Source organism: Luteibacter jiangsuensis (assembly GCF_030812295.1).
In the GTDB taxonomy this organism is placed as follows: Bacteria; Pseudomonadota; Gammaproteobacteria; order Xanthomonadales; family Rhodanobacteraceae; genus Luteibacter; species Luteibacter jiangsuensis_A.
In genome coordinates this window covers 18,449-43,152 of the sequence record NZ_JAUSSK010000005.1, presented here as the reverse complement: position 1 = coordinate 43,152, position 24,704 = coordinate 18,449, and the positions used below count along the sequence as shown (strand labels likewise).

The window sequence follows — 24,704 nt, the reverse complement described above, 5'->3', positions numbered from 1 at the left end:
TACGCGGGAGGCTGCCATCCCCGGAAGGGGTGCATCCACAAGGAGCCACCATGCGTCATTATGAAGTCGTGTTCCTGGTCCATCCGGACCAGAGCGAACAGGTGCCCGCCATGATCGAGCGTTACAAGACGCTGATCGAAGGCGACAACGGCAAGATCCACCGTCTCGAAGACTGGGGTCGCCGCCAGCTGGCCTATCCGATCGAGAACCTCGCCAAGGCTCACTACGTGATGCTGAACATCGAGGTTTCGCAGAGCGTCCTGAACGAGCTCGAGACGGGTTTCCGTTTCAACGACGCCGTCCTGCGCCACCTCGTGATCCGTCGCGACGAAGCCGATGTCGAGCAGTCCTTCATCCTCAAGAGCAAGGAAAAGGACGAGCAGAAGGGTTCGCGTCGCCGTGACGACGACAGCGACGGCGACGACCGCCGTGGTGGTCGCGACAACGACAACGATCGCGACAGCGACGACTAATCGGGGATTACAGCCATGTCCAAGTTTTTCCGCCGCCGTAAATTCTGCCGCTTCACTGCCGAGGGCGTGAAGGAGATCGATTACAAGGATCTCAACACCCTCCGCCAGTACGTCACCGAAAACGGCAAGATCGTTCCGAGCCGCATCACCGGTACGAAGGCCCGTTACCAGCGCCAGCTGGCGACCGCGATCAAGCGCGCTCGCTTCCTCTCGCTGCTGCCGTATACCGACAACCACGACGTCTGATCGTCGCGCACCCTTCCCGCCAGCGGGAAGGGTGTCCGGTGAAAGACACTCGGACAACCATTATTGGCTGCACGGGGCCCATCCCGTGCTAACGAAAAGGAATATCCCATGGAACTCATCCTCCTCGAGAAGGTGAAGAACCTCGGCAACCTCGGCGACAAGGTCACTGTCAAGCCGGGCTACGGCCGTAACTTCCTCCTCCCGACCGGCAAGGCCGCTCGCGCGACCGCCGCCAACCTCGAAGCGTTCGAAGCCCGTCGCGCCGAGTACGAAGCCAAGGCCAAGGAGCAGCTCTCCGGTGCCGAGGGTCGTGCCGCCAAGCTCGATGGCGCCGAAGTCACGATCGAAGTGAATGCGTCGCCGGAAGGCAAGCTGTTCGGCTCGGTCACCCCGCGTGACGTCGCCGAGGCGCTCACCGCCAAGGGTCTGGAAGTCGACAAGAGCGAAGTGATCCAGGCCGAGGGCCCCTTCCGCGTCGTGGGTGAGTACGAGGTCGTCATCGTCCTCCACGCCGACGTGCAGCAGACGGTCAAGGTCAAGGTCGTCGGCGCGTAAGCCCCGTACCACCCGTGATCCCGAGACGGGCGCCGAAAGGCGCCCGTTTTCGTTTCCACCCACAAGTTATCCACAGACTTATCCTCTCAACGGGTGAGACTAGCCCGCGTATGATCAACCTCGCGGCCAGCCGTTCCGGTGTGGGCGCCGTCTGCAACACGAGGTAATCCATGTCCTTCAATCCCGAGCGAGGCGAGCGCGGCGACCGCAAGCGCCGTCGTGAGCCTTCCGCCATCGATTCACTGCGCATTCCGCCGCATTCCATCGAGGCCGAGCAGGCTGTGCTGGGTGGCTTGATGCTTTCACCGGATTCCCTGGACAAGGTCGCCGACAAGCTTTCGGAGGAAGACTTCTACCGGAGGGATCATCGCCTCATCTGGCGAGCGATCAACGAACTGGCTAACAAGGGCATGCCCTGCGACGCCATCACGCTCGGCGACTGGTTCGTCGCCAACGAGACCGCCGAGATGGTCGGTGGTGCCACCTACCTGATGGAACTGGCGAATTCGACGCCCAGCGCGGCGAACATCGGCGCGTATGGCGATATCGTTCGCGAGAAGTCCGTGCTGCGCCAGCTGATCGACGCGGGGACGTCGATCACCGAGGACGGCTTCCGTCCCGAAGGCAAGAGCGTGCAGGAGGTGATGGAGCTCGCCGAGCAGCGTGTCTTTCGCATCGCCGAGTCCGGCGCCCGTGGCAAGAAGGATATCGTGTCGGTGCGCGAGGCGGTGGGCGAAGCCTTCCGCATGCTTACCGAGCGTTATGAGAAGCGTGGCCAGCTGACCGGGCTTTCCACGGGTTTCACCGATCTGGACGAGCTGACATCCGGGTTGCAACCGTCCGACCTGGTCATCATCGCGGCGCGTCCGTCGATGGGCAAGACGGCGTTCGCACTGAATCTCGCCGAGGCGGCCGCCATGCGCGGAAAGAAGGCGGTGGCGGTGTTCTCGATGGAAATGTCGGCTTCGCAGTTGGCTTTCCGCCTGATTTCCTCGTTGGGCCGCGTGCACGCACAGCACCTGCGCAACGGCGATCTCGCCGAAGAAGACTGGCCGCGCGTCACCTCGGCGATCACCATGCTTTCCGATGCGAAGATCTTCATCGACGATACGCCGGCGATGTCGCCGGTGGAGATGCGTTCGCGGGCGCGCCGCCTGCAGCGCGAGCACGGCCTGGGCCTGATCGTCATCGACTACCTGCAGCTGATGCAGGTGCCTGGCAACTCCGAAAACCGCGCGACGGAGATCTCCGAGATCTCTCGTGGGCTGAAGGCGCTGGCGAAGGAGCTCAACGTGCCGGTGATCGCCCTGTCGCAGTTGAACCGCTCGCTGGAGCAACGTGCCGACAAGCGTCCGATGATGTCCGACCTGCGTGAATCCGGCGCTATCGAGCAGGATGCGGACGTGATCATGTTCATCTACCGCGACGAGTACTACAACAAGGAATCGCCCGATAAGGGGCTGGCCGAGATCATCATCGGCAAGCAGCGAAACGGACCCACCGATACCGTGAAACTGGCCTTCCTCGGTCACTACACGAAGTTCGAGAACTGGGCGCCGGATTCCTACGTGGGCTCGTTCGACTAGGTACCGCTAGACCGTGGAAGTCGCTTGATCCGGTGGGAGCCGCTTCAGCGGCGATCCCGCGGCAGCGAGCCAGGTCGAGGCAAGCATCCATCGCCGCTGAAGCGGCCCCCACACCACCACACGACCGTACGATACGAACGCGAGGGAACCTGGGATGAAGCGCATCGGTTTCTGGCTGGCTGTGTGCTGTCACGTCTTGGCCGTGGCGTCCGTGGCGACGGCGTCGGCCGCGAACCGCATCGTCCTTCCGGAACATCCCACGCCCGACCAGCGCGCGGACATCGAGCAACGGCTCAACGATTGGCCGTTGCTCGCCCGCTACGCCAAGGACAACGCCGCCTATCCGCCCCCGAAACCCGGCGAGAAACGGGTGGTGTTCATGGGCGACTCGATCACGGATTTCTGGGGGCGCCCCATCGGCGAGTTCTTTCCCGGTCACGGATACATCAACCGGGGCATAAGCGGACAAACGACACCGCAGATGCTCGTACGTTTCCGCGCGGATGTCATCGCGTTGAAGCCGGAGGTAGTGGTGATCCTCGCGGGAACCAACGACATCGCCGGTAACACCGGTGCCTCATCGCTGGAAATGATCGAGGACAATCTCGCCTCCATGACGGAACTCGCACGCGCGCACGGCATCCGTGTCGTGCTGGCCTCGCTGTTGCCCGTCAACGATGACGTGGTGAAGGACCAGACGTCGCGCCGGCCACCCGCGACGATCCGCGCGCTCAACGCGTGGATCCGTGAATACGCGGCGCGCGAGCAGCTTGTCTTCATCGATTACTACGCCGCGATGGTCGATGCCCACGGCGCCTTGAGGAAGGAGCTCAGCGACGATGGCCTGCACCCGAACGCGGCGGGCTACAAGGTGATGGCGCCGCTATCTCAGAAGGCGATCGACAGCGCGTTTGACAGTGGAAACCGATGAATCGTGGTGGGCGATCGCTCGCCACTTTTAGGACGACATCCTACTGACCTTCGGGTTGCGGTTCTTTAGCATTTCTCGTTGGCCTCAGCACAGGATCGATCATGGCATTTCTCATCAGGCCGGCCGCGATCGTCGCGACCGCGGCGTTCTGCGCCTCGCTGGTACCGTCCGCCCATGCGGGACTACCGTTCTTCAACAAGAAGAACAAGGAACATGACGCGAAGGTGGCACAGATTCCCCACTGCACGAAGAAGCTGGGGTCCATCTCGGTCATCGAACCCGAAGCGGCGTCGAACTGGTGGACGGGGCGACAACTGCCGGCACCTACGAAGCTCATCAAAGTGTTCGTCTCGAAGTCCGGTTGCTTCACCCTCGTCGATCGCAGCAGCGGCATGGACGCCGCCATGCGTGAACGCGCGCTGGCGTCGGGCGGGGAATTGCGGGGCGGCTCGAACATCGGCAAAGGCCAGGTGAAGGCGGCCGACTACGTGCTCGTGCCCGACCTGGTCGACAGCAATCGCGATGCCGGCGGCGGTGGCATTTCCGCCCTCGCGCAGAGCGTGCTCGGAGGGACGGCGGGACGTGTCGCCGGCTCGGTCAAGCTCAGCGCCAAGACCGCCGACGTGACTCTCACGGTCACGGACGTGCGTTCTTCTGAACAGGTCGCGATGGTGGAAGGTCACGGCGAGAAGAACGATATCGGGTTCGGAGGCCGGGGCCAGATGTGGGGTGGCCAGAGCCTCGGCTCCGCGGGCCTTGGCGGGTACACGAATACGACCCAGGGGCAGGTGATCACCATGGCCTACCTCGACGCGTATACCCGGCTCGTTTCCGAGTTGGGCGGCCTGCCTTCCGATGCGTCGGCGGCGAATAGCCGGCAGTCCGGCACGATGCGCGTCGCCAGCCGCATGTCCGCCAAGGCGGACGGCAAGGGCAAGACGATCCGTTCGCTCGAACCCGGCATGCTCGTGTACCCGACGGGCGATCGGATCGGACTCATGTGGGAAGTGGACGACGAGCACGGCAATCGCGGCTGGGTATCGTCGGCTGACTTCGACCTCGCCCGATGACCAGGTGACGAACCATCCGCCGTGACGCGCCATCTTTGCGCCATACGGTCGCCCAATCGTTACGGCTAGACTGGGTGACCGATCACTACCGCGTTGCTTCGATAGCCATGAGCCGTACCACCGTCGCGACCATCCATCTTGGTGCCTTGCGCCACAACCTCGCCCGCGTTCGCGCGCTGGCAGGCAGCGCCAGGGTCATGGCGGTGGTCAAGGCGGATGCCTACGGCCATGGGCTGGAGCGCGTCGCCCGTGCGCTCGACAACGAGGCCGAGGCGTTCGCCGTGGCGGCGATCGCCGATGGGCTGCGCTTGCGTGCCGCCGGACACCGGCAGCGGATCGTGGTGCTTTCCGGCCCCGACACGCCCTCCGACATCGCCGAGATGCAGCGCCTGCGCCTGGAGGCATTGATCCACCATGACGCGCAGTTGCCATGGCTGGCCAGGGCCGATCCGGCCCGCGGTCCGCTGCGGGTCTGGATCAAGGTGGATACCGGCATGCACCGGCTCGGCTTTCCGCCGGCTCGCGTTCGCGATGTCCACGCCGCCGTTCTCGCGATGCCCGCGATCGATCGCGAGGTAGGCCTCATGACCCACTTCGCCTCGTCGGAGGAGTTCGAAGGACGGGACACGGCACTGCAGATCGCCCGCTTCAGGGAGGCCACCGAGGGTCTCCAGGGCCCGCGCGCGCTGTCCAACTCAGCCGCCGTGCTCGGCTGGCCGGACGCGCGTGGCGACTGGGTCCGCACCGGTGGCCTGTTGTATGGATTGTCGGTGGTGGACGGACGTTCGGGCGCCGACTTCGGTTTCCGTCCGGCCATGTCGCTGACGACGCGCCTCGTGGCGATCAATCGCCTCGCGAAAGGCGAGCGCGTGGGTTACAACGGCACCTACGTCTGTCCCGAGGACATGGCCGTCGGCGTCGCGGCGATCGGCTATGGCGACGGATACCCACGCAGCGCGGCAGCCGGCACGCCGGTGCTGGTCAACGGACGCGTCGCGCCGCTGGTCGGAAGGGTGTCGATGGACCTGATCACGCTGGACCTGCGCCTGGTCCCGGATGCGCGTGTCGGCGACAGGGTGACCCTTTGGGGCGATGGGCTGCCGGTGGAAACCGTGGCGGCTTCGGCCGGTACGATCTCCTACGATCTCACCTGTGGCATGACCCGGCGCGTACTCTTCGTCGAAGACGAGGCATAAACGGGGCCGATTCCTCCGCGTATCGTCCCTTGCGACCGCCACGCGCTATATAGCGTCAACTTCTTCACGGATATCTCGAACGATGGCCAAGGCCAAGACCGCCTACGTCTGCACCCAGTGCGGCGCCGAACACAGCAAGTGGCAGGGCCAGTGTGCCGAGTGCAACGAATGGAACGTCCTGTCCGAGTTCGTCGTCCAGGCGGCGAAGCCGAACGCGGTGTCGACGGGTGCGCGTCGTGGCGGCTACGCCGGTGACGCGGCGGGTGCGCCCAGGATCACGCCGCTCACCGAGGTGCTACTTACCGCCGAGGCGCGCACGAACACGGGCATCGGTGAACTGGACCGCGTTCTGGGTGGCGGCCTGGTCGACGGATCGGTGGTGCTGATCGGTGGCGATCCGGGCATCGGCAAGTCGACCCTGCTCCTGCAGATGCTCGGCACGCTGGGCGCGGTCCTGCCGAGCCTGTACGTCACCGGCGAAGAATCGCTGGCGCAGGTCGCCGGACGCGCCCAGCGGCTGGATCTTCCGCTCGCTCCACTGCATGCCCTGGCGGAGACGTGCATCGAGCGCATCCTGGAGCAGGCCGCATCGGCTCGGCCACGCGTACTGGTCATCGACTCGATCCAGACGATCTGGACGGAACTGCTCACGGCGGCGCCGGGGTCGGTCAGTCAGGTGCGTGAATCGGCGGCAAAGCTCACGCGGTTCGCCAAGGAGACCGGCACCTCGGTGTTCCTGGTGGGGCATGTGACCAAAGAGGGCGGTATCGCCGGCCCGCGCGTGCTCGAACACATGGTCGACGCGGTGCTGTATTTCGAGGGCGAGTCGGGCAGCCGTTTTCGCGTGCTGCGTGCCTTCAAGAACCGCTTCGGAGCGGTGAACGAACTCGGCGTGTTCGCGATGTCCGAGAAGGGGCTGCGCGAGGTACCCAATCCGTCGGCGATCTTCCTTTCCGCGCACTCTGGCCCTACGGCCGGGAGCGCGGTGATGGTGACCCGCGAGGGCACCCGCCCGCTGCTCGTGGAAGTGCAGGCGCTGGTCGACCAATCGTCGCTGGGCAATCCTCGCCGCGTCGTGCTGGGCCTGGAGCAGAACCGCCTCGCGATGCTGCTCGCCGTGTTGCACCGCCACGGTGGCGTGGCCGCTTACGACCAGGATGTCTTCGTCAACGTGGTCGGAGGTATCCGCGTGCAGGAGACCGCGTCGGATGTTCCCGTGCTGATGGCGGTCCTGTCGAGCCTGCGCGACCGGCCCTTGCCGGAGAAATCCATCGCCTTCGGCGAGGTCGGCCTCTCCGGCGAGATACGGCCGGTGCCCAATGGCGAAGAGCGCCTGAAGGAGGCGGCGACGCACGGCTTCCGCCGCGCCGTGGTCCCGGCGGCGAACGCACCCAAGCGCGGCCGCGTGGGCGAGATGGAAGTCATTGGCGTGGAACGTCTCTCGCAAGCAATCGACGCCAGCCGGGAGTGACGGTGGGAGCCGACCTTGTCGGCGATCCCGCGGCAGCGGGCCAGGTTGAGGCAAGCACCCATCGCCGACAGAGTCGGCTCCCACCCTCCCACCCATGCGGATTCGCACTGGGTGGCTCGTCCAACTACGCCGTGCGGTGCAGGATCAGCTCCAGCACCGCCTTGGTGCCGAAGAAGGCAAGCAGCAGGATGCCCATGCCGATCAATGTGAGGTAGACGGCGCGGATGCCGCGCCAGCCGTACTTCCAGCGGCCCCACAGCAATACCCCGAAGACGATCCAGGCGATGATCGACAGCACCGTCTTGTGCACCAGGTGCTGGCTGAACAGGTTGCCGACGAAGAGCGCGCCGGTGATCAGCGTGAGCGTCAGCAGCACGAAACCCACCGCGATCAGGCGGAACAGCAACACCTCGGTGAGGGTGAGCGGGGGCAGGGCGCGCAGCCAGTGCCCGAAACGGCTGCGGCGCAGGGCCCGTTCCTGGATCGCGAGCAGGATCGCCAGCGCGGCGGCGATCGAGAGGATGCCAAAGGCGAACACCGCGATCGTCACATGCAGCTCGATCTGCCAGCTCATCGACTCCGGGGCCGTGCGTGGTGCCAGGAAGGCATCGACGGCGAGAAACGCGGCGGAGAGCGGGAAGATCAGGATGCCCAGCCCGGCGACCGGTCGCGACAGGTTGACCACCAGGGTCAGGGCCGAGGCGATCCAGGCGACCAGCGACAGGGCGGCGAAGAAGTGCAGGTCCAGGGTGCCGCGATGCGCCGTGAGCAGCAGTGCGGCATGCGCCAGCGCGGCGACCGTCGCCAGTGCCATGCCGACGCGGGCCAGCGGTTGTCCGCCCGTCGCCAGCGGTCGCGCGAGTACGCCCGCGGCGGACAGGTAGAAGGCGACGGCGGCCAGCGAGAGGATGGTGACGATCATGGACGCGCAGTGTGGCATAGCCATCCCGCAGCGTGAATGCGACACGTTGGCATCCGAAGCGGCGCGGCATGGCGGGAGTCCGCTATAATCGGTCGTTTACAGCATTCCGACCCGAATCCCCATGTTCGAATCGCTCAGCCAACGCCTTTCCGAAACCGTCAACCGCCTGCGTGGTCGCGGCCGGCTGACCGAGGAAAACATCCGCGAGACCTTGCGCGAGGTGCGCATCGCCCTGCTCGAAGCCGACGTGGCCTTGCCGGTGGTGAAGGCGCTCATCGAGCGCGTGAAGGTGCGCGCGGTCGGCCAGGAAGTGCTGAAAAGCCTTTCGCCCGGCCAGGCACTGGTCAAGGTCGTCAGCGACGAACTGACCACCCTGATGGGTGCCGCCAACACGGAACTGAACCTGGCGGCGCAACCGCCGGCGATCGTGCTGATGGCGGGCCTGCAAGGTGCCGGCAAGACCACCACGGTGGGCAAGCTCGCCCGGTTCCTCAAGGAGCGCAAGAAGAAGCGCGTGATGGTCGTCAGCTGTGACGTCTATCGTCCGGCGGCGATCGAACAGCTGCGCACGCTGGCGGCCCAGGTCGACGTCTCGTTCTTCCCCTCGGAAGCCGGCCAGGACCCTGTCGCCATCGCAAAGGCGGCCGTTGCCGCCGCCCGCCGCGAGGTGATCGACGTGCTGCTGGTCGATACCGCCGGCCGCCTGCACGTCGACGAGGCGATGATGGGCGAGATCAAGGCCCTTCACGGCGCCCTCGACCCCATCGAAACCCTGTTCGTCGTCGACTCGATGACGGGCCAGGACGCGGCCAACGTGGCCAAGGCCTTCGCCGACGCGTTGCCGCTGACCGGCGTGGTGCTGACCAAGACCGATGGCGACGCCCGCGGCGGTGCGGCGCTGTCGGTGCGCTACATCACCGGCCGTCCGATCAAGTTCCTCGGTGCTGGCGAGAAGAGCGACGCCCTGGAGCCCTTCCATCCGGACCGCGTGGCCCAGCGCATTCTCGGCATGGGCGACGTCCTGTCGCTGGTCGAGGAAGTCGAGCGCAAGGTCGACCAGGAAAAGGCGCAGAAGCTCGCCGAGAAGGTCATCAAGGGCAAGCGCTTCGATCTCAACGACATGCGCGACCAGCTCGAGCAAATGAGCAACATGGGCGGCCTGGCAGGCCTCATGGACAAACTGCCTGGCATGTCCAGTATTCCGGACAGCGTGAAGTCCAAGGTCAACGACAACGAACTCAAGCGCATGGTCGCCATCATCGGCTCCATGACCAAGAAGGAGCGCCGCCATCCGGACCTCCTGAATGGGTCGCGCAAGGCCCGCGTCGCGCGGGGCTCGGGTACCCAGCCGGCGGACGTGAACCGCCTGCTCAAGCAGTTCATGCAGATGGAAAAGATGATGTCCAAGCTGTCCAAGGGTGGCAGCAAGGGCCTTCTTCGCCAGATGCGTGGCGCCATGAAGGGCATGGGCGGCATGGGCGGGATGATGCCGCCGCGCTGAGCGCAATTTGCGGAAGGGGCTGAACCCCCTTCCATTTTTGGAAACTTTCGCTAAAATGTCCGGCTTTACCGCGCCCGCTTCTCGCGCGCGCCTTGCCGGTCTGCGGCATTCTGGAGCTCGTAACTTATGGTCAAGATTCGTCTTTCGCGCGGTGGCGCCAAGGGCCGTCCGTTTTATCACGTCGTCGTGACCGACCAGCGCAGCCCGCGCGACGGTCGTAACATCGAGCGTGTCGGCTACTACAACCCGGTTGCTTCGGGCGCCGACAAGCGCCTCGAACTCGACGTCGCCAAGGTCCAGGCCTGGGTGGCGAAGGGTGCGCAGCTGACCGACAAGGTCCGTGCCCTCGTGAAGGAAGCCGGCAAGCTGGCTGCTTGATGTCGACGGAGTCCGGTAAGCGCGTCCGGGTCGGGCGCATTGTCGGGCTCCACGGTGTGCAGGGTCAGGTCAAGCTCGAAAGCTGGACCGAGCCCCGCATCCAGATTTTCCGTTACCAGCCCTGGCTGCTGACCGCGCCGGGCGTGGAACGGGAGATGGACGGAGTCCGAGGACGCGCGCAGGGCAAGGGCATTGTCGCCAGCCTGCCGGGTATCGAGGACCGCGACCAGGCGGCTGCGCTGGTCGGCTGCGAGATCACGGTCTCGCGCGATACGCTGCCGCCGCCCTCACCAGGCGAGTTCTACTGGACCGATCTCGAGGGTCTCGAGGTCGTCACCACGGAGGACGCGAACCTTGGGCGGGTGAGTCATCTTTTCGCCACCGGCGCCAACGACGTCATGGTGGTGAAGGACGGCGACAGGGAGCGATTGATTCCGTTCGTCCAGGGCCCCTACGTGCATTCGGTCGATTTCGACGCCGGGCGCATCGTGGTGGACTGGGACCCCGAGTTCTGAACAGCGATACCTGAAGATCATGCGCATCGACGTGGTTTCGCTGTTTCCCGATTTCGTCCGCCAGTCGGCCGCGATCGGGGTGGTCGGCAGGGCGCAGCAGCGCGAATTGTTACAGGTGGAAGCCTGGAACCCTCGCGACTTCGCCACCGACAATTACCGCACCGTGGACGGCCGGCCCTTCGGGGGTGGACCGGGCATGGTGATGCTGATCGAACCACTGCGGGCGGCGCTTGCGGCGATTCGCGAGGCGGCACCGGAACCGGTGCATGTGATTTACCTCAGCCCGCAAGGTGCGCGGCTGACGCAGAAGCGGGTGGAAGCGCTGGCCAAGATGCCGCGAGTCGCCTTGATCTGCGGACGTTACGAGGGTGTGGACGAACGCCTGCTCGAACACGAGGTCGACGAGGAGCTCTCAATCGGCGATTATGTGCTGTCTGGCGGTGAACTCGGCGCAGCGGTGATCATCGATGCGGTGGGTCGTCTACAGGAAGGCGCGTTGAACGATGCGCAATCCGCCCAGCAGGACTCCTTCTCGGATGGCTTGCTGGATTGCCCGCATTACACCCGTCCCGTGCAGCACGACGCATGGGGTGGCGTGCCGGAGGTGCTGCTTTCCGGCGATCACGCGGCCATTCGCCGCTGGCGTCGCAAGCAGTCGCTGGGTCGGACCTGGCTACGCCGGCCGGATCTGTTAACGCAGTGTGCGCTCGACGATGAGTCGAGGGCATTGCTGGATGAATTCCGCCGTGACTACGCACGGCCAAACGGTGCGGCCGAATAACTCGGTCGCCGTAAACAATTGCGACAGGTGTGCCATGAACAAACTTCTCCAACAGTTCGAAGCCGAGCAGATCACCCGCCAGCTGCCGGATTTCGGTCCTGGCGACACCGTGATCGTCAACGTCAAGGTGAAGGAAGGTAACCGCGAGCGCGTCCAGGCGTTCGAAGGTATCGTCATCGCCAAGCGCAGCCGCGGCCTGCACTCCGCCTTTACCGTGCGCAAGATCTCGCACGGCACCGGCGTCGAGCGCGTCTTTCAGTCGCACAGCCGTGCGATCGACTCGGTCGAAGTGAAGCGTAAGGGCAAGGTCCGCGGCGCGAAGCTGTATTACCTGCGTGGCCTGGAAGGCAAGGCTGCCCGCATCAAGGAAGACGTCGCCGCCGCCGCTGCCGCCAAGGCCGCCAAGAAGGCCGCTGCCGCCGCCGAGTAATCGGTTGCAGCAAGGCGAAAGAAAAGCCCGCGAGCAATCGCGGGCTTTTTTGTTGTATCGGCTGGTGCTGCTGTAGCGGTTGTCGTGCAGGCTTGGTGGGAGCCGACCCTGTCGGCGATGGGTGCTTGCCGTAACCTGGCCCGCTGCCGCGGGATCGCCGACAAGGTCGGCTCCCACCAGTCACTGGATGGCTGGTTCCTGGATGGCTGGGCAGTCGCCGCTAAACCGGCATGTATTCCTCGGCCAGCACTTTCGCCGGTTCCTGCAGGAAGTTGCCCTGGATGAAGTCCACGCCGCAGGCGAACAGCAGCGACGTGCTGACGGCGTCCTCGACCCACTCGGCCACGGTCTGCTTGCCGGAGGCATGGCCTTCCTTGCAGATCTCCGCGATCTTCTTCTGGTTTTCCGGGTGCTGTGGCAGGTCGGTCATGAAGCTGCGGTCGATCTTCAGGAAGTCGGCTTCGACGTGGTTGAGCATCTGGAACGAGTTCAGGCCGGAGCCGAATTGCTCGATGGCGAAACCGCCACCCGCCTTGCGCCAGCCGCTCACGAATTCCTGGGTAGGGCGAAGGCTCGTGAGCACTTTCGATTCCGGCATCTCGATCACCAGCTTGCTCCGGCGCAGGTTCGCCGATTCGAGGCGGCGGACCAGCCAGGGGAGCAGGTCGGAGTCTTCCAGTGATTGCAGGGTCATCTTCACGAAGTATGTCGTGGTCAGGCTATCGTTCTCGCGATGGGCGAGGGCGTCGATCGCGTGGCCGAGCACCCAGCGGTCGATCGCGGGAAGCAGGCCGTTGCGTTCCGCCACCGGGAAGAAATACGACGGCAGCACGTCACCCTTCGGGCCCCGCATGCGGACCAGGATTTCATAGAACTCACCCGCGGCGTCTTGCAGGCTGATGATCTGCTGGTGGTACAAGCGCAGGCCATCCTCGGCGAGCGCCTGGCGGACGAGGTCCAACCAGTACTGCTCGCGTTCCGCGTCGGCCTTCTCGCGCGCGCTGGGGTCGTGCAGTTCCACGCGGTTGCCGCCCTGGTTTTGCGCGGCCCGCAACGCCGTACTGGCCTGGTCCAGCACGGTTTCGGTATTTGCGTTCTTCTCGGCCAGCAGCGTTCCGCCGAGCGTGATGGTGACCGTGAGCGAACGCGAGCCGGCGTCGAAGATGCTTTCGGCGACGGCGTGGCGCAGGCGCTCCGTGAGCGCGGCGTGTTCGAGGTCGCCACGCGAGTGGAGAATCAGTCCCAGCGTGTGATCGCCGAGTACACCGGCTACGTCCTCGTCGTCGATCGATTCGTTGACCTTGGTGGCGATCGCGGCGAGCAGGTGGTCGGCGTTGCCGATGCCCGCGCTGGCGACGATGTCTTTCCAGTTGTCCGGTTCGAGCAGGATCACGGCCTGCCCGGCACGTCCCGCCGCGGCCGCGGCCACCGCTTCGTCGATGTGCGCGAGCGTGTGGGCTCGATTGAACAGGCCGGTGACGGGATCCCGTTGCAGCTGAGCCACCAGGGCCGCGTCGACGGTCTGCTGGCGGAACACGATCTGCAGGCAGGACTCGCCTTCGAAGGTGGCATGGGCAAATTCGACCATGGCCTTGAAGGTGCCGCCATCGTCGCGGCGTGCGAGCAATTCCATCGGCGGCGGTGTCTTGTCGCCCTTGGAAAGGCCACGCAGGACGGCCTTGAACTCATCGGCGTGCGTGCCGGCGACCAGGTCGAGGATCGGCAGGCCGATGATGTCGTCGAACTCGGCGAGTCCGAAGGCTTCCAGGTAAGCCTGGTTCACGCGCACGTGCATGCCTTCGTGGACATAGGCGATGGCGTCGCGCGAAGAATCGAGCAGCGCGTCGCAGCGGCGTTCGGTCTCACGCAGCCAGGTTTCCAGCCGGCGCACCTGGCGGCGGGTGGACAAGGCGTCGAATTCACGACGGACCACGGCCAGCACCTGGTCCGGGCGCTTGCGCAAGGCCACGCCACGGGAGCCGTTAGCGAACAGGTCGGCGATGGCATCGTCGTGCAGGCTATCCACCACGGCGATCAGGGCGAGGTCGCGGCCGCTGGCGTCGAGTTGGCGCATCACCGCGGCGGCGTCGATGCCCGGCACGCCGGGGTTCATGAGGACGAGGTCCGGCCCGATATCGTCCAGCGCGGCCCGGATCTCGTCCGCGTTGGTCGCGCGTGCGGGGCGAACGGCGATGCCGCCGTTGCGCAATACGTTGATCAAGAGTTCGGCGTCTTCCACCGAGTTCTCGATGAAGAGGATCCTGATGACGTTGTCGTGTTTCATGCCGTTCCGAATTGCCGCTTGCCCACCCCGCGAACCGGCTTGCCGGCCCGCTCCCCCCAGCGCGTCCGGTCAGTTCATGCTGACCGGATGCCGCCCATACTAACGCGCGAAATCGGCAATAGGTCGCTTGGAGGCATCACCTTGCAGTTCACGCACCAGCCTGGGCACGAGGAAGCCCGGCAGGCGGGTGCGCAGTTCGCCCATGAGGGCAAGGGCCCGGTCGTCGTCCACTTCGAAATGGGCGGCACCCTGCACCCTGTCGAGCTGGTGCAGGTAGTAGGGCAGCACGCCGGCCGCGAAAGAGCGTTCGCACAGGTGCACCAGTGCGTCCGCATCGTCGTTGACCCCGCGAAGCAGTACCGATTGGTTCAGCAAGGTGGCGCCGGCGGCGCGCAGTCGCCCGCAGGCAGCGTCCACGGCATCGTCGAACTCGTGCGCGTGATTGGCGTGCAGCACGACCACCTTCTGCAGGGGCAGCGTGGCCAGCCACTCCGTGAAGACCTCGTCGACCCGCTCGGGCAGGACCACCGGCAGCCGGGTGTGGATGCGCAGCCGGATCACGTGGGGCAGGTCGGCGAGTCCGCGCGTGAGTTCCTGGAGTTTATGCGTGGACAGCGACAGCGGATCGCCGCCGGACAGGATCAGTTCGCGGATGGACGTGTCCGCCCGCACATGCGCCAGCGCTTCGCGCCATTGGGCCGCCGCGGCGATTTCCTCGCCGTAGGGGAAATGCCGGCGGAAGCAGTAACGGCAATTCACGGCGCAGCTGCCGCTGGCGATCAGCAGCGCGCGGCCGTCGTATTTGTGCAGCAGGCCGTGCCCGGCGCGCGCCGCCATGTCGCCCACCGCGTCGATGGCGAATCCCTCCGCCACATCATGCTCGGCCACACGGGGCAGCACCTGCAGGAGCAGAGGGTCGAAAGGATCGCCGTGACGCATGCGCGCCACGAAGCCCCGCGGCACGCGGAGCGGGAAGCCCGCGTCATCCGGGGGGAGCAGGTCGGAGCGGTGGCCCAGGCCGACGGCGGCCAGCAGTTCCCCGGCATCGGTGATGGCATCCCGCCACAGCTCGCGCCAGCCAGGAAGGGGCGGCGATAGGCGGGAAGTGGGGCTTGCGGTTATCATTACGGACCTTGGATCGGGCCCAGGAGCCCGTGACAGACCCCATTTTAGCCGCCCAGCGGGGCGGATTTAACCCTGGAGCAGAAAGCGCATGGCGACCCTTGGCCTCAATGATGTCAAAACGGGCAAGAAGATCCTTCACAACGGCGATCCGTGGATCATCACCGAAGCCGACTTCATCAAGCCGGGCAAGGGCCAGGCCTTCACCCGCATCCGCATCCGTAATCTCAAGGATGGCCGCACCACCGAGCAGACGCTGAAGTCCAGCGATTCGTTCGAGGAAGCCGATGCCGTCGACACCGATGCCCAGTTCTCGTACGTCGAGGGCACCGGCAGCGAGCGCGAGTGGGTGTTCATGCACTCGGAAACCTTCGAGCAGTACCGTGCGAACCTCGCCGCGATGGGCGATGCCTGGAAATGGCTCAAGGGCGACGAGGAGTGCGTGGTGACGTTGTTCAACGGCAATATCATCGCCGTGACGCCGCCGAAGTTCGTCGAACTGAAGATCGTCGAGACCGACCCGGGCGTCCGTGGCGACACCTCCGGCGGTGGCGGCAAGCCAGCCACGCTCGAGACCGGCGCCGTCGTTCGCGTACCGCTCTTCGTCAACCAGGACGAAGTGATCAAGGTCGATACGCGCACCGGCGAGTACGACAGCCGCGTCAAGTAAGGCCACCAGCGTTTTGCCTGGTATCGCGGCACGGCGGCCCCCGAGGGCGCCGTGCCGTTCTTGTATGAGGCTCCCGTTTCCCCACCGAGGCCACGAATGACCGCCAGCCCTACCGACATCGACCTCCTCATCGAGGCCCGTTGGGTCGTCCCCGTCGAGCCCCACGCCGTGGTCCTCGACGACCACGCGGTCGCCGTGCACGGCGGCGAGATCCTGGCTGTGCTGCCGGTCGCCGCCGCTCGCGCGGCCTACGCCCCGCGCGAGCGGATCGAATTGCCCGAGCACGCGCTCATCCCTGGCCTGGTCAACGCGCATACGCACAACCCGATGACCTTGCTGCGCGGCCTGGCTGACGACCTGCCGTTGATGACCTGGTTGCAGGAGCACATCTGGCCGGCGGAAGGCCGCGTGATGGGCCCGGAATTCATTCGTGACGGCGTCGAACTCGCCGTGGCCGAGATGATCCGCGGCGGCACCACCTGCGCCAACGAGAACTACTTCTTCCCCGACGTGATCGCGGCGACCTATCGCCGGATGGGTTTTCGTGCGGTCATCGGGTTGCCGGTGATCGATTTCCCCACCGCCTGGGCGACCACGTCCGACGAATACTTCAGCCGTGCCGTCGAGGTACACGATGCCTTGCGCGGCGAGCCCCTGCTCACGACGGCATTCGTGCCGCATGCCCCGTACACGGTCTCGGACGAGAACTTCGAACGTATCCGCGTCCTGGCCGACCAGCTCGACATCCCCGTCCACCTGCACACGCACGAGACAGCGCACGAAGTGGAAGAGGCCGTGGCGAAAGACGGCATTCGTCCGTTCGCGCGCCTGCAAAAGCTCGGTATCGTCAATGAGCGCCTGGTGGCGGTGCACATGACCCAGCTGACGGATGGCGAGATCGCCGCCTGTGCCGTCGCCGGGGTTTCCGTGGTGCATTGTCCCGAATCCAACCTGAAACTCGCCTCGGGCTTCTGTCCGGCGGAGAAACTGCGAGCCGCCGGCGTGAACGTCTGCATAGGCACCGATGGCTGCGCCTCGAACAACGATCTGGACATGTTCGGTGAAATGCGCACCGCCGCGCTCCTGGCCAAGGCCGTGGCGGGCGACGCCGCCGCCTTCGACGCCGCCTATGCGCTGCGTGCCGCCACGCTCAACGGCGCAAAGGCGATCGGTCTGGGCGATCGCGTGGGTTCGATCGAACCAGGCAAGCGGGCCGACCTCGTGGCCGTGCGTCTCGACGCCCTGGAAACCCAGCCGCTTTACCATGTGGCGTCGCAGCTGGTCTATGCCACCGGCCGCCACCAGGTCAGCGACGCGTGGATCGATGGCGTGCGCAAGCTTGCCTCGGGCGAGCTTCTGGGCATCGACACCGTCGCCATCCGCGCCAAGGCTCGTGCCTGGCGTGAACGCATCGCCGCGGAGGACCCGGCATGAACGAACCCTTGCATCTCTATCTCGTGCTCGCCATGCGCAAACCGGCCTTCAAGCCGGAAGCGGGCGAAGCGCACCAGGCGTTCCTTGACGACCTGATCGGGCAGGACCTGCTCGAACTCACCGGGCCCTTCACCGATGGCAGCGGCGGCGCATACATCCTGCGCGCTGCCGACCTCGCCACCGCGATGCGGATCGCACACTCCGATCCACTGCACATCACCGGCTCGTCCACGCTCACCGTGCATGAATGGCGTGCGCGTCGCCCCGTGCCGAAGGACTGAACCATGCAGAACAACACCAATGTCAGTGCGGAAGAAATCTCGCGCTTCGAAAAACTCGCCGCGCGCTGGTGGGACCCGGATGGCGAATCGCGTCCCTTGCACGACCTGAACCCGGTGCGCGCCGCCTATGTCGCCGGCCGCGCCAACCTGCGTGGCGCGAAGGTGGCGGACGTCGGTTGCGGTGGCGGCCTGCTCAGTGAAGCACTGGCGCGCGCCGGCGCGAACGTCACGGCGATCGACCTGGGTGAAAAGCTCATCCAGATCGCGAAGCTGCATCTGTTCGAGTCGAACGTGCAGGTCGATTACCGCGTGCAGTCGTCCACGGAATTGGCGGAAGCCGAACCGGCATCGTTCGATGTGGTTTGCTGCATGGAATTGATCGAGCACGTGCCCGACCCGGCCGAACTGGTCCGCGATCTCTCGGCGATGCTCAAGCCGGGTGGCCAGTTGTTCCTGTCCACGCTCAACCGTACCCCGGCCGCGTTCGGCGCGGCGATCGTGGGCGCCGAATACCTTATGCGCCTGCTGCCGCGTGGCACGCACCATTACGCGCAATTCCTCAAGCCTTCCGAAGTCGCCACGATGCTGCGCCGCTTCGATCTCGAGCTGGAGGACATCAAGGGCCTGGCCTATAACCCGCTCACGCGCAACGCGAGCCTGTCGTCCAGCACGGCGGTGAACTATGTGCTGGCGGCCAGGAAGACGGCATGAGCCTGCTTCCATTCAAGCCCGAGGGCGTGTTCTTCGATCTCGACGGTACCCTGCTCGATAGCGCCCACGAGTTGTACGCGGCCTTGCTTGAACTGTGCGAGGAGCAGGGCATCGCGCCGCCACCGTACGAGCGCGTGCGTCCCGTGGTCTCGCGAGGGTCGCGCGCCATCATCGGCGCCGGCTTTCCGGGCATTGCCCCGGACGACCTGCTGAAGCTCGTTCCGCGCTACCTCGAACTGTACGAAGCGTGCATGGCCAGCCAGACCGTGGTCTTCGACGGCGTCGAGCGCCTGCTTGCGGCGCTCGACGCGGCGGGCATCCGCTGGGGCATCGTGACCAACAAGCCAGGATTCCTGACCGACGCCTTGCTGCCACGGGCCGTTCCACACTGGAAGCCCGCCGCTGTCGTCTCCGGCGATACCCTGCCGGTGAAGAAACCCGATCCCGCACCCGTGCTGCATGCCTGCGCGCTGGCCGGCTGCGATCCCACCCGTTCGGTGTACGTCGGCGACGACCGCCGCGACGTCCTTGCGGGCCATGCCGCCGGGCTCTTCACGGTGGCGGTGCGTTGGGGCTATCTCGACGGTGGCGATCCGGATGCCTGGGGTGCCGATGCCGTGCTGGATCATGCCGATGAACTGGCCGCCCTGCTCGGCGTGGGGGAGGTTGCCGCGTGATCGACGGCGCGACCGGGAGCTTCGTCGACAAGTGGCTCGCCGTGCAGCCGCAACAGCGGATCGCGCTCGGCTTCGTGGACGAACGTACGCGCGACGAACGGGTCGCGCTGGCTGCGTTCGAGCAGGAGCTGATCTCCTCGGCCTACGGCATTCGCGAGCCGCAGGTGGCCGCGGCCAAACTTCAATGGTGGGCGGAAGAGCTCTCCGGCGCCGCCGCCAGCGGTGGCCGCCACCCGCTTACCAAGCTGCTGTTCGGCGGCGATAACGCACGCGCCATCCCCTCGAACATGTGGTTGGCTCCGGTGCTTGCGGCCATGGCGCAGCTGGAGCAGGGTACGCCGTCGGATTTCGGCGCCCAGGTCGCGGCGTCCCGTGGCCTGCACGGCGCGTTGGCGACCCTGGAAAACGCATGGTGGTTCGGAGCCGGTGCGCCAGCGGAATCGGCATCGCGGATCGCCACGTTGTCGCACCTCGTCTTCGCGTTGTCGCGGCTGGAGCTGGATGCCGAACGTGAACGGTTGCCCTTGCCGATGACGCGGCTGGCCCGGCATGGCCTCGCGCGGGCGCACCTGAAGGACGATTCCCCGGCGCGGCGCGAGGCGTTGCGTGCGCAGTTGGGCGAACTCGCCGGTGGGCTGCGCGAGGCGCTGGCGCTGGGTGAGCCGCTCAGCACCTTCCGCGGGCTGGAGGGCCGCACGGCGCTGTCCACGGCCCGGGGCGCCGCGCGCGCAGGCGAACCGCTGGCCGAACTGCACCGCCGTCAATCGCGCTCCGGGCCGGCCACCGCCATCCGTGCCTGGCTCGCGGCGCGCCACGCTGCACGATTTACCTGAACGGATCGTTTCCCCGCACGGACCATTGAGCCCATCCTCCTGGCCCCCATCTCGGGCACGGTAAGCCGGATACGGCACGTCCCAAGGATATTCCCCGATGTACATCCACGATTCCCCGACCCGCCTGCTGCCCGACGTGGCGTCGCAGGAGCATGCCCTGGCCATCGGCACGCTCGACTGGGTCGGGATGGACGGCATGGAGATGCCCGTCGCCTTCGACGCGGGGGATGGCGACGTGCGTTCCACGGGAGCCAGGGTCGGGGCCTTCGTCAACCTCAACAAGCCGGAAGCGCGTGGCATCCACATGTCGCGGCTCTATCTGCTGGTCTCGGATGCCCTTTCGGCCGGACCTCTCACGATGGGCGGTATCCGTGCGCTCCTGGACTCCTTCCTGGCCTCGCACGAGGGCCTGTCGGACCACGCACGGATCACCATCGGTTTCGAGCACCTGGTGCGTCGCAAGTCGCTTCGCAGCGAGAATAGTGGCTGGCGCGCCTATCCGATCACCATCGACGCGACGCTCAGCGGCGATGCTTTCCGTATCGAGATCACCACGGACATCCTCTATTCGTCGACCTGCCCGGCCTCGGCGGCGCTGTCGCGGCAGCTGATCCAGGACAATTTCGCGAAGACGTTCTCGGCGGGCGAGCCACTGGACCGCGAGACGATACTGGCCTGGCTGGGCACGGAGCAGGGCATCGTCGCCACGCCGCATGCGCAACGCAGCACCGCCACGATCCGCGTGCGCCCCGCGGGCGGGGGAGTCTTTCCGCTCATCGGCATGATCGACAACGTGGAGTCGGCGCTGGGCACCCCGGTGCAGACGGCGGTGAAGCGTGCGGACGAACAGGCTTTCGCGCTAGCCAACGGACAGAACCTCATGTTCTGCGAGGATGCCGCGCGGCGTATCCAGAAAGCGCTGGAAGCCGACCCGAACATCGCCGACTTCCACCTACGCGTGGCACATCACGAGAGCCTGCATCCCCACGACGCGGTGGCGTTCGCTTCGAAGGTGCGCTGATCCGAAAGCAGGCCTCACAAGTCGGTTGCTGCGTCTTAGTGGATACCCGGCAGCAGCAGCGGGTCCAGGCGTGTTCCGAACCAGTTGAAGCCCCAATGCAGGTGCGGACCGGTGGCGCGACCGGTCTTGCCCGCCGCGCCGATGATCTCGCCCTGGCGCACGTGCTGGCCGACCCTCACGTCGATCCGCGACAGATGCAGGAAGTTCGACGACAGGCCGAAGCCGTGATCGAGCAGCACCGTGCCGCCGGTTAGGTAGAGATCCGGTTTGGCGAAGGTGACCAGACCATCGGCGGGGGCCTTCACCGGCGTGCCTTCGGGTACGGCGATGTCCATGCCCGAATGCGGCGCCTTGGGATCGCCGTTGTAGATCCGTTGGTTGCCGAAGCGTCCGCTGATGCGTCCGCTCACCGGCCAGACGAAGCCACGGACGAAGTCCTCGCGGGCATCGTCGCGATCGCGTGCGGCGACCACCTCGGCCTGCTCGCGTTCGATCCGCGCGGCGATGTCCGGCGGTGGGTTCACCGTTTTCGGCGGGACGCCGTTCACGCGCTCGACAGGCCAGTCACGCGGTGAGACCACGACGCTACGTCGCGTATTCCCGAGGGTCACGACGATAGGCCCGCGTTCATCGCGTCCGGCGCCAAACACGAAGAGGCCGTCGCCGCCGACATGCACCGGCTTGCCGGCCACGGTGACGCGCGTGCCGGGCGCCACATGGCCGATGACGAGGCCTCCTTGGGAGACGCTGGCAGGCAGGTCGGGGACCGCCGCGATCGCGAGCGTGGGAAGCACGAGCGCGGCGAACGCGCTTGCGAATCTTCTCATCGGTCGAACGCGAGACGCTGGCCGCGGACGTTGCCGTCCACGGTCCGGCCATCCCACACGCGCTGGCCATTCACGAAGGTCGCGGCGATGCTGCTGCTGAACGTCGTGCCTTCGAACGGCGACCAACCGCACTTGGACAGGACTTCCTCGCGCGTCACCGTGTGCTGGCGCTTCGGATCCACCAGCACGAGGTCGGCTGCGTAGCCTTCGCGGAGGAAGCCGCGCTTGTCGACGTCGAACAGCTTGGCCGGTGCGTGGCTTACAGCCTCGACGACGCGCTCCAGGGTGAGCTTGCCCTCGAACACGCGCTCCAGCGCCGCCTGCAGGGCGAACTGGACCAGTGGCAGGCCCGACGGCGCCTTGTCGTATTTCTGTGCCTTTTCCTCGAGCAGGTGTGGCGCATGGTCCGTCGCGAGCACGTCGATCCGGCCCTCGGCCAGCGCTTTGGTGATGGCCTCACGGTCGGCTTCGTCCTTGATCGCCGGATTGCACTTGATCAGGAAACCGAGGCGCTCGTAGTCCGGCGCCGCGAAGTGCAGGAAGTGCACGCAGGTCTCGGCGGTGATCTTCTTGCCTTCGATCGGGCCCGGTTCGAACAGGGCCAGTTCGTCGGCGGTGGAGATGTGCAGCACGTGCAGGCGGGTGCCGTGCTTCCTCGCCAGGGATATGGCCAGCCGGGTGGACTTGATGCAAGCCTCGCGCGAACGGATCAGGGGATGTTCGCGGGCGGGGATGTCCTCGCCGTACACCGCATGTGCCTTTGCCAGGTTGGCGTCGATCATCGGCGTGTCTTCGCAATGCGTGATGATCGGCGTGGGTGCGTCGCGGAAGATATGGTCGAGGGTTTCCGGGTCGTCGACGAGCATATTGCCCGTCGACGCACCCATGAAGACCTTGATGCCGGGGGAGCTCTTCGGATCGAGCGCGCGGATCGCCGCCAGGTTGTCGTTGCTGGCGCCGAGGTAGAACGCGTAGTTGACCACGGAGGTTTCCGCCGCGCGGGTGTACTTCGCCTCCAGTGAGTCGCGGTCCAGGGCGGGTGGCCTGGTGTTGGGCATTTCCATGAAGCTGGTGATGCCGCCGGCGGCGCAGGCGCGGGATTCGCTGGCGATATCGGCCTTCTGGGTGAGGCCGGGCTCGCGGAAGTGGACCTGGTCGTCGATCATGCCCGGCAGCAGCCACAGGCCGGAGGCGTCGATAACCTCTTCGTCACGATCTTTTTCCAGACTCTGCGCGATGGTCGCGATTTTTCCGTCGCGTAGGCGGACGTCGGCGGTGAAACGCCGGCCTTCGTTGACCAGTTCGGCGTTCTTGATGAGCCAGGCGTCAGTCATGGGTATGTGCTCCTTGGGCGCCGCAGCGGCGGAGGATGAAATGTTCCGGGACGGGGTCGTGGCCGCCTTCGCACAGCGGCTGGCAGCGCAGGATGCGCCATGCGCCCAGGATCGTGCCACGCATGGGGCCGAAGCGCGCTATGGCAACCCGTGCATAATCGGAACAGGATGGGTGGAACCGGCATCGGGCCCCCAGCATCGGGCTCAGCCACCGTTTGTACGCATAGAGCAGGGATAAGAGGAGGCGGGTCACTGTGAGTCCGGTGTCGACCGGCGTAGGGCCAATCGACAGTATCCCAGAAGATAGGTTGCTGGGGTAACGCATCTGGGCTATAACACCCCGCCGCCACGGCCACCGAGGTGAAGGAAATGGCGAAAAATGCTCGTAGTTCCACAGCTGCCAAGGGTGCCGCCAAGAAGGGCGGGGCCGGTGATGTGAAGGCGACCAGGAAGAACGTGGCCGCGGTGAAGGCGGCCAAGGCGCCGGCGAAGAAGGCCGTCCAGGCCGCGGTCAAGCCCGCGACGAAGACAGCCGCCAAGGCAGCCCCGAAGAAGGCCACCGCGCCTGCCAAGAAGACGACGCCGAAACCCGCGGTGAAGAAAGCACCGGCGAAAGCCCCGCTGAAGGCGGCGCCGGCGAAGACAGCCAAGACGGCGGCGCCCAAGGCGACGCCGAAGCCGGCTACGAAGGTGGCAGCCAAGCCCGCCCCCGCCCCGGTGAAGAAAACGGCGCCCGCCGTGACCAAGACGCCGGCGAAGAAGATACCCGCGGCGCCTGTAAAGGCCGCACCCGCTCCGGCGTCCGCGCCGGCAGCCAAGAAGCCCGCTCCGGCCACCCCCGCCACCGCGCCCGAGAAGGGGCGTACGGCATCGGCCGTTGCCGCTGCGACACCCCGGACGGCGTCCGCGGTGGGCAGCTCCACCTCATCCAGAAACGAGAAGTCCGCTCAATCCAGCATGAATAGCACTGCCTCCAATACCGCCGACAACGGCATCACGCGCGAAGACGGCCGCTATGCGCTGCCGGCTTCCACCGTCATCGACCTGCCCAAGGGTTACAAGCCGAACGACGACGAGGAGTACATGAGTCCTCGCCAGCTCGCCTATTTCCGCAACAAGCTGAAGGACTGGCGCGAACAGCTGGTCGAGGAATCGCGCCAGACGATGGACAACCTCCGTGAGGAAGTCCGTGACGTGGGTGACGAAGCCGAGCGCGCCACGCGCGAGACCGAGAACTCACTCGAGCTGCGTACGCGCGACCGTTACCGCAAGCTGATCTCCAAGATCGACAAGGCTCTTCGCCGGATCGAGGAAGGCCGCTACGGTTTCTGCGAGGAAACCGACGAGGAAATCGGCGTGGACCGTCTCGACGCCCGTCCGATCGCCACGCTGTCGCTTGATGCACAAGAGCGCCGCGAGCACCTGCAGAAACAGATGGGCGACTGATTCCATCCC

General features: G+C 65.9%; 27 protein-coding genes. 21 read left to right on the top strand and 6 right to left on the bottom strand.

The features are described 5' to 3' along the window. Positions 1 to 50 precede the first annotated feature (50 nt). The 8 genes from rpsF to radA all read left to right on the top strand — a co-directional run bounded on the left by rpsF (position 51) and on the right by radA (position 7,528). Positions 51 to 473, top strand: coding sequence for a 30S ribosomal protein S6 (gene rpsF / locus J2T07_RS16420; protein ID WP_306851350.1), 423 nt, complete (start codon positions 51 to 53; stop codon positions 471 to 473). 15 nt (positions 474 to 488) lie between these two features. Further along, the gene (gene rpsR, locus J2T07_RS16415) at positions 489 to 719 is read left to right on the top strand and encodes a 30S ribosomal protein S18 (RefSeq protein ID WP_029214018.1); all 231 of its coding nucleotides are present in this window, start codon (positions 489 to 491) and stop codon (positions 717 to 719) included. A 108-nt stretch (positions 720 to 827) separates the two neighbouring features. Continuing rightward, positions 828 to 1,274: a 50S ribosomal protein L9 gene (gene rplI, locus J2T07_RS16410; protein WP_306851345.1), complete on the top strand. Its 447-nt coding sequence runs from the start codon at positions 828 to 830 to the stop codon at positions 1,272 to 1,274. A 170-nt stretch (positions 1,275 to 1,444) separates the two neighbouring features. After that, complete coding sequence (locus tag J2T07_RS16405) at positions 1,445 to 2,860, top strand: replicative DNA helicase (RefSeq protein WP_306851344.1); 1,416 nt, start codon at positions 1,445 to 1,447, stop codon at positions 2,858 to 2,860. A gap of 154 nt (positions 2,861 to 3,014) precedes the next feature. After that, positions 3,015 to 3,791, top strand: a complete 777-nt coding sequence (locus tag J2T07_RS16400; protein WP_306851342.1) for an SGNH/GDSL hydrolase family protein — start codon at positions 3,015 to 3,017, stop codon at positions 3,789 to 3,791. Positions 3,792 to 3,892: 101 nt separating this feature from the next. Further along, the gene (locus J2T07_RS16395; RefSeq protein WP_430539372.1) at positions 3,893 to 4,861 is read left to right on the top strand and encodes a CsgG/HfaB family protein; all 969 of its coding nucleotides are present in this window, start codon (positions 3,893 to 3,895) and stop codon (positions 4,859 to 4,861) included. A gap of 107 nt (positions 4,862 to 4,968) precedes the next feature. Continuing rightward, complete coding sequence (gene alr, locus J2T07_RS16390) at positions 4,969 to 6,057, top strand: alanine racemase (RefSeq protein WP_306851340.1); 1,089 nt, start codon at positions 4,969 to 4,971, stop codon at positions 6,055 to 6,057. 82 nt (positions 6,058 to 6,139) lie between these two features. Further along, on the top strand, positions 6,140 to 7,528 hold the full coding sequence (gene radA / locus J2T07_RS16385) for a DNA repair protein RadA (RefSeq protein WP_306851338.1): 1,389 nt from the start codon (positions 6,140 to 6,142) through the stop codon (positions 7,526 to 7,528). Positions 7,529 to 7,652: 124 nt separating this feature from the next. Here radA and J2T07_RS16380 read toward each other — a convergent pair whose 3' ends face one another. Beyond that, positions 7,653 to 8,450, bottom strand: coding sequence for a cytochrome C assembly family protein (locus J2T07_RS16380; RefSeq protein WP_306851337.1), 798 nt, complete (start codon positions 8,448 to 8,450; stop codon positions 7,653 to 7,655). A gap of 121 nt (positions 8,451 to 8,571) precedes the next feature. Between J2T07_RS16380 and ffh the strand changes: the two genes are divergently transcribed. From ffh to rplS, 5 genes are all read left to right on the top strand, one after another. Next, complete coding sequence (gene ffh / locus J2T07_RS16375; RefSeq protein ID WP_306851335.1) at positions 8,572 to 9,951, top strand: signal recognition particle protein; 1,380 nt, start codon at positions 8,572 to 8,574, stop codon at positions 9,949 to 9,951. Positions 9,952 to 10,077: 126 nt separating this feature from the next. After that, entirely contained in the window at positions 10,078 to 10,329 is a 252-nt protein-coding gene (rpsP, locus tag J2T07_RS16370; protein WP_029213716.1) for a 30S ribosomal protein S16, read from the top strand. Further along, entirely contained in the window at positions 10,329 to 10,844 is a 516-nt protein-coding gene (rimM, locus tag J2T07_RS16365) for a ribosome maturation factor RimM (RefSeq protein ID WP_306851331.1), read from the top strand. Before rpsP ends, rimM begins: the two co-directional genes overlap by 1 nt. Positions 10,845 to 10,863: 19 nt before the next feature. Further along, positions 10,864 to 11,625, top strand: coding sequence for a tRNA (guanosine(37)-N1)-methyltransferase TrmD (gene trmD / locus J2T07_RS16360; RefSeq protein WP_306851329.1), 762 nt, complete (start codon positions 10,864 to 10,866; stop codon positions 11,623 to 11,625). A gap of 34 nt (positions 11,626 to 11,659) precedes the next feature. Next, entirely contained in the window at positions 11,660 to 12,055 is a 396-nt protein-coding gene (gene rplS / locus J2T07_RS16355; RefSeq protein WP_029213713.1) for a 50S ribosomal protein L19, read from the top strand. Positions 12,056 to 12,275: 220 nt separating this feature from the next. On the opposite strand, the gene J2T07_RS16350 is transcribed toward rplS, so the two are convergent. Both J2T07_RS16350 and epmB read right to left on the bottom strand, forming a co-directional pair. Then, entirely contained in the window at positions 12,276 to 14,339 is a 2,064-nt protein-coding gene (locus J2T07_RS16350) for an EAL domain-containing response regulator (RefSeq protein WP_306851326.1), read from the bottom strand. Positions 14,340 to 14,438: 99 nt separating this feature from the next. Then, the gene (epmB, locus tag J2T07_RS16345) at positions 14,439 to 15,464 is read right to left on the bottom strand and encodes an EF-P beta-lysylation protein EpmB (protein ID WP_306851324.1); all 1,026 of its coding nucleotides are present in this window, start codon (positions 15,462 to 15,464) and stop codon (positions 14,439 to 14,441) included. Positions 15,465 to 15,552: 88 nt separating this feature from the next. Here epmB and efp point away from each other — a divergent pair, with 88 nt between their 5' ends. From efp to folE2, 7 genes are all read left to right on the top strand, one after another. Beyond that, the gene (efp, locus tag J2T07_RS16340) at positions 15,553 to 16,131 is read left to right on the top strand and encodes an elongation factor P (RefSeq protein WP_306851322.1); all 579 of its coding nucleotides are present in this window, start codon (positions 15,553 to 15,555) and stop codon (positions 16,129 to 16,131) included. 96 nt (positions 16,132 to 16,227) lie between these two features. Next, positions 16,228 to 17,565, top strand: a complete 1,338-nt coding sequence (locus tag J2T07_RS16335) for a TRZ/ATZ family hydrolase (RefSeq protein ID WP_306851320.1) — start codon at positions 16,228 to 16,230, stop codon at positions 17,563 to 17,565. Then, the gene (locus J2T07_RS16330) at positions 17,562 to 17,846 is read left to right on the top strand and encodes a YciI family protein (RefSeq protein ID WP_306851318.1); all 285 of its coding nucleotides are present in this window, start codon (positions 17,562 to 17,564) and stop codon (positions 17,844 to 17,846) included. The genes J2T07_RS16335 and J2T07_RS16330 overlap by 4 nt, the downstream gene beginning before the upstream one ends. Before the next feature lie 3 nt (positions 17,847 to 17,849). Next, on the top strand, positions 17,850 to 18,557 hold the full coding sequence (ubiG, locus tag J2T07_RS16325) for a bifunctional 2-polyprenyl-6-hydroxyphenol methylase/3-demethylubiquinol 3-O-methyltransferase UbiG (RefSeq protein ID WP_306851315.1): 708 nt from the start codon (positions 17,850 to 17,852) through the stop codon (positions 18,555 to 18,557). Continuing rightward, positions 18,554 to 19,234 (top strand): HAD family hydrolase, encoded by a 681-nt coding sequence (locus tag J2T07_RS16320; protein ID WP_306851313.1) that lies wholly within the window; start codon positions 18,554 to 18,556, stop codon positions 19,232 to 19,234. Before ubiG ends, J2T07_RS16320 begins: the two co-directional genes overlap by 4 nt. Then, positions 19,231 to 20,067 (top strand): squalene/phytoene synthase family protein, encoded by an 837-nt coding sequence (locus J2T07_RS16315; RefSeq protein WP_306851311.1) that lies wholly within the window; start codon positions 19,231 to 19,233, stop codon positions 20,065 to 20,067. Before J2T07_RS16320 ends, J2T07_RS16315 begins: the two co-directional genes overlap by 4 nt. A 97-nt stretch (positions 20,068 to 20,164) precedes the next feature. After that, positions 20,165 to 21,088, top strand: coding sequence for a GTP cyclohydrolase FolE2 (gene folE2, locus J2T07_RS16310; RefSeq protein WP_306851309.1), 924 nt, complete (start codon positions 20,165 to 20,167; stop codon positions 21,086 to 21,088). Positions 21,089 to 21,123: 35 nt separating this feature from the next. On the opposite strand, the gene J2T07_RS16305 is transcribed toward folE2, so the two are convergent. From J2T07_RS16305 to yidD, 3 genes are read right to left on the bottom strand one after another with little or no spacing between them, the layout of a single operon-like run. Continuing rightward, positions 21,124 to 21,915, bottom strand: a complete 792-nt coding sequence (locus J2T07_RS16305) for a M23 family metallopeptidase (protein WP_306851307.1) — start codon at positions 21,913 to 21,915, stop codon at positions 21,124 to 21,126. Further along, complete coding sequence (locus tag J2T07_RS16300) at positions 21,912 to 23,249, bottom strand: dihydroorotase (protein ID WP_306851306.1); 1,338 nt, start codon at positions 23,247 to 23,249, stop codon at positions 21,912 to 21,914. The genes J2T07_RS16305 and J2T07_RS16300 overlap by 4 nt, the downstream gene beginning before the upstream one ends. After that, on the bottom strand, positions 23,242 to 23,448 hold the full coding sequence (gene yidD / locus J2T07_RS16295; RefSeq protein ID WP_306852150.1) for a membrane protein insertion efficiency factor YidD: 207 nt from the start codon (positions 23,446 to 23,448) through the stop codon (positions 23,242 to 23,244). The genes J2T07_RS16300 and yidD overlap by 8 nt, the downstream gene beginning before the upstream one ends. 170 nt (positions 23,449 to 23,618) lie before the next feature. Between yidD and dksA the strand changes: the two genes are divergently transcribed. Continuing rightward, positions 23,619 to 24,695: an RNA polymerase-binding protein DksA gene (dksA, locus tag J2T07_RS16290; RefSeq protein ID WP_306851303.1), complete on the top strand. Its 1,077-nt coding sequence runs from the start codon at positions 23,619 to 23,621 to the stop codon at positions 24,693 to 24,695. Positions 24,696 to 24,704 lie beyond the last annotated feature (9 nt).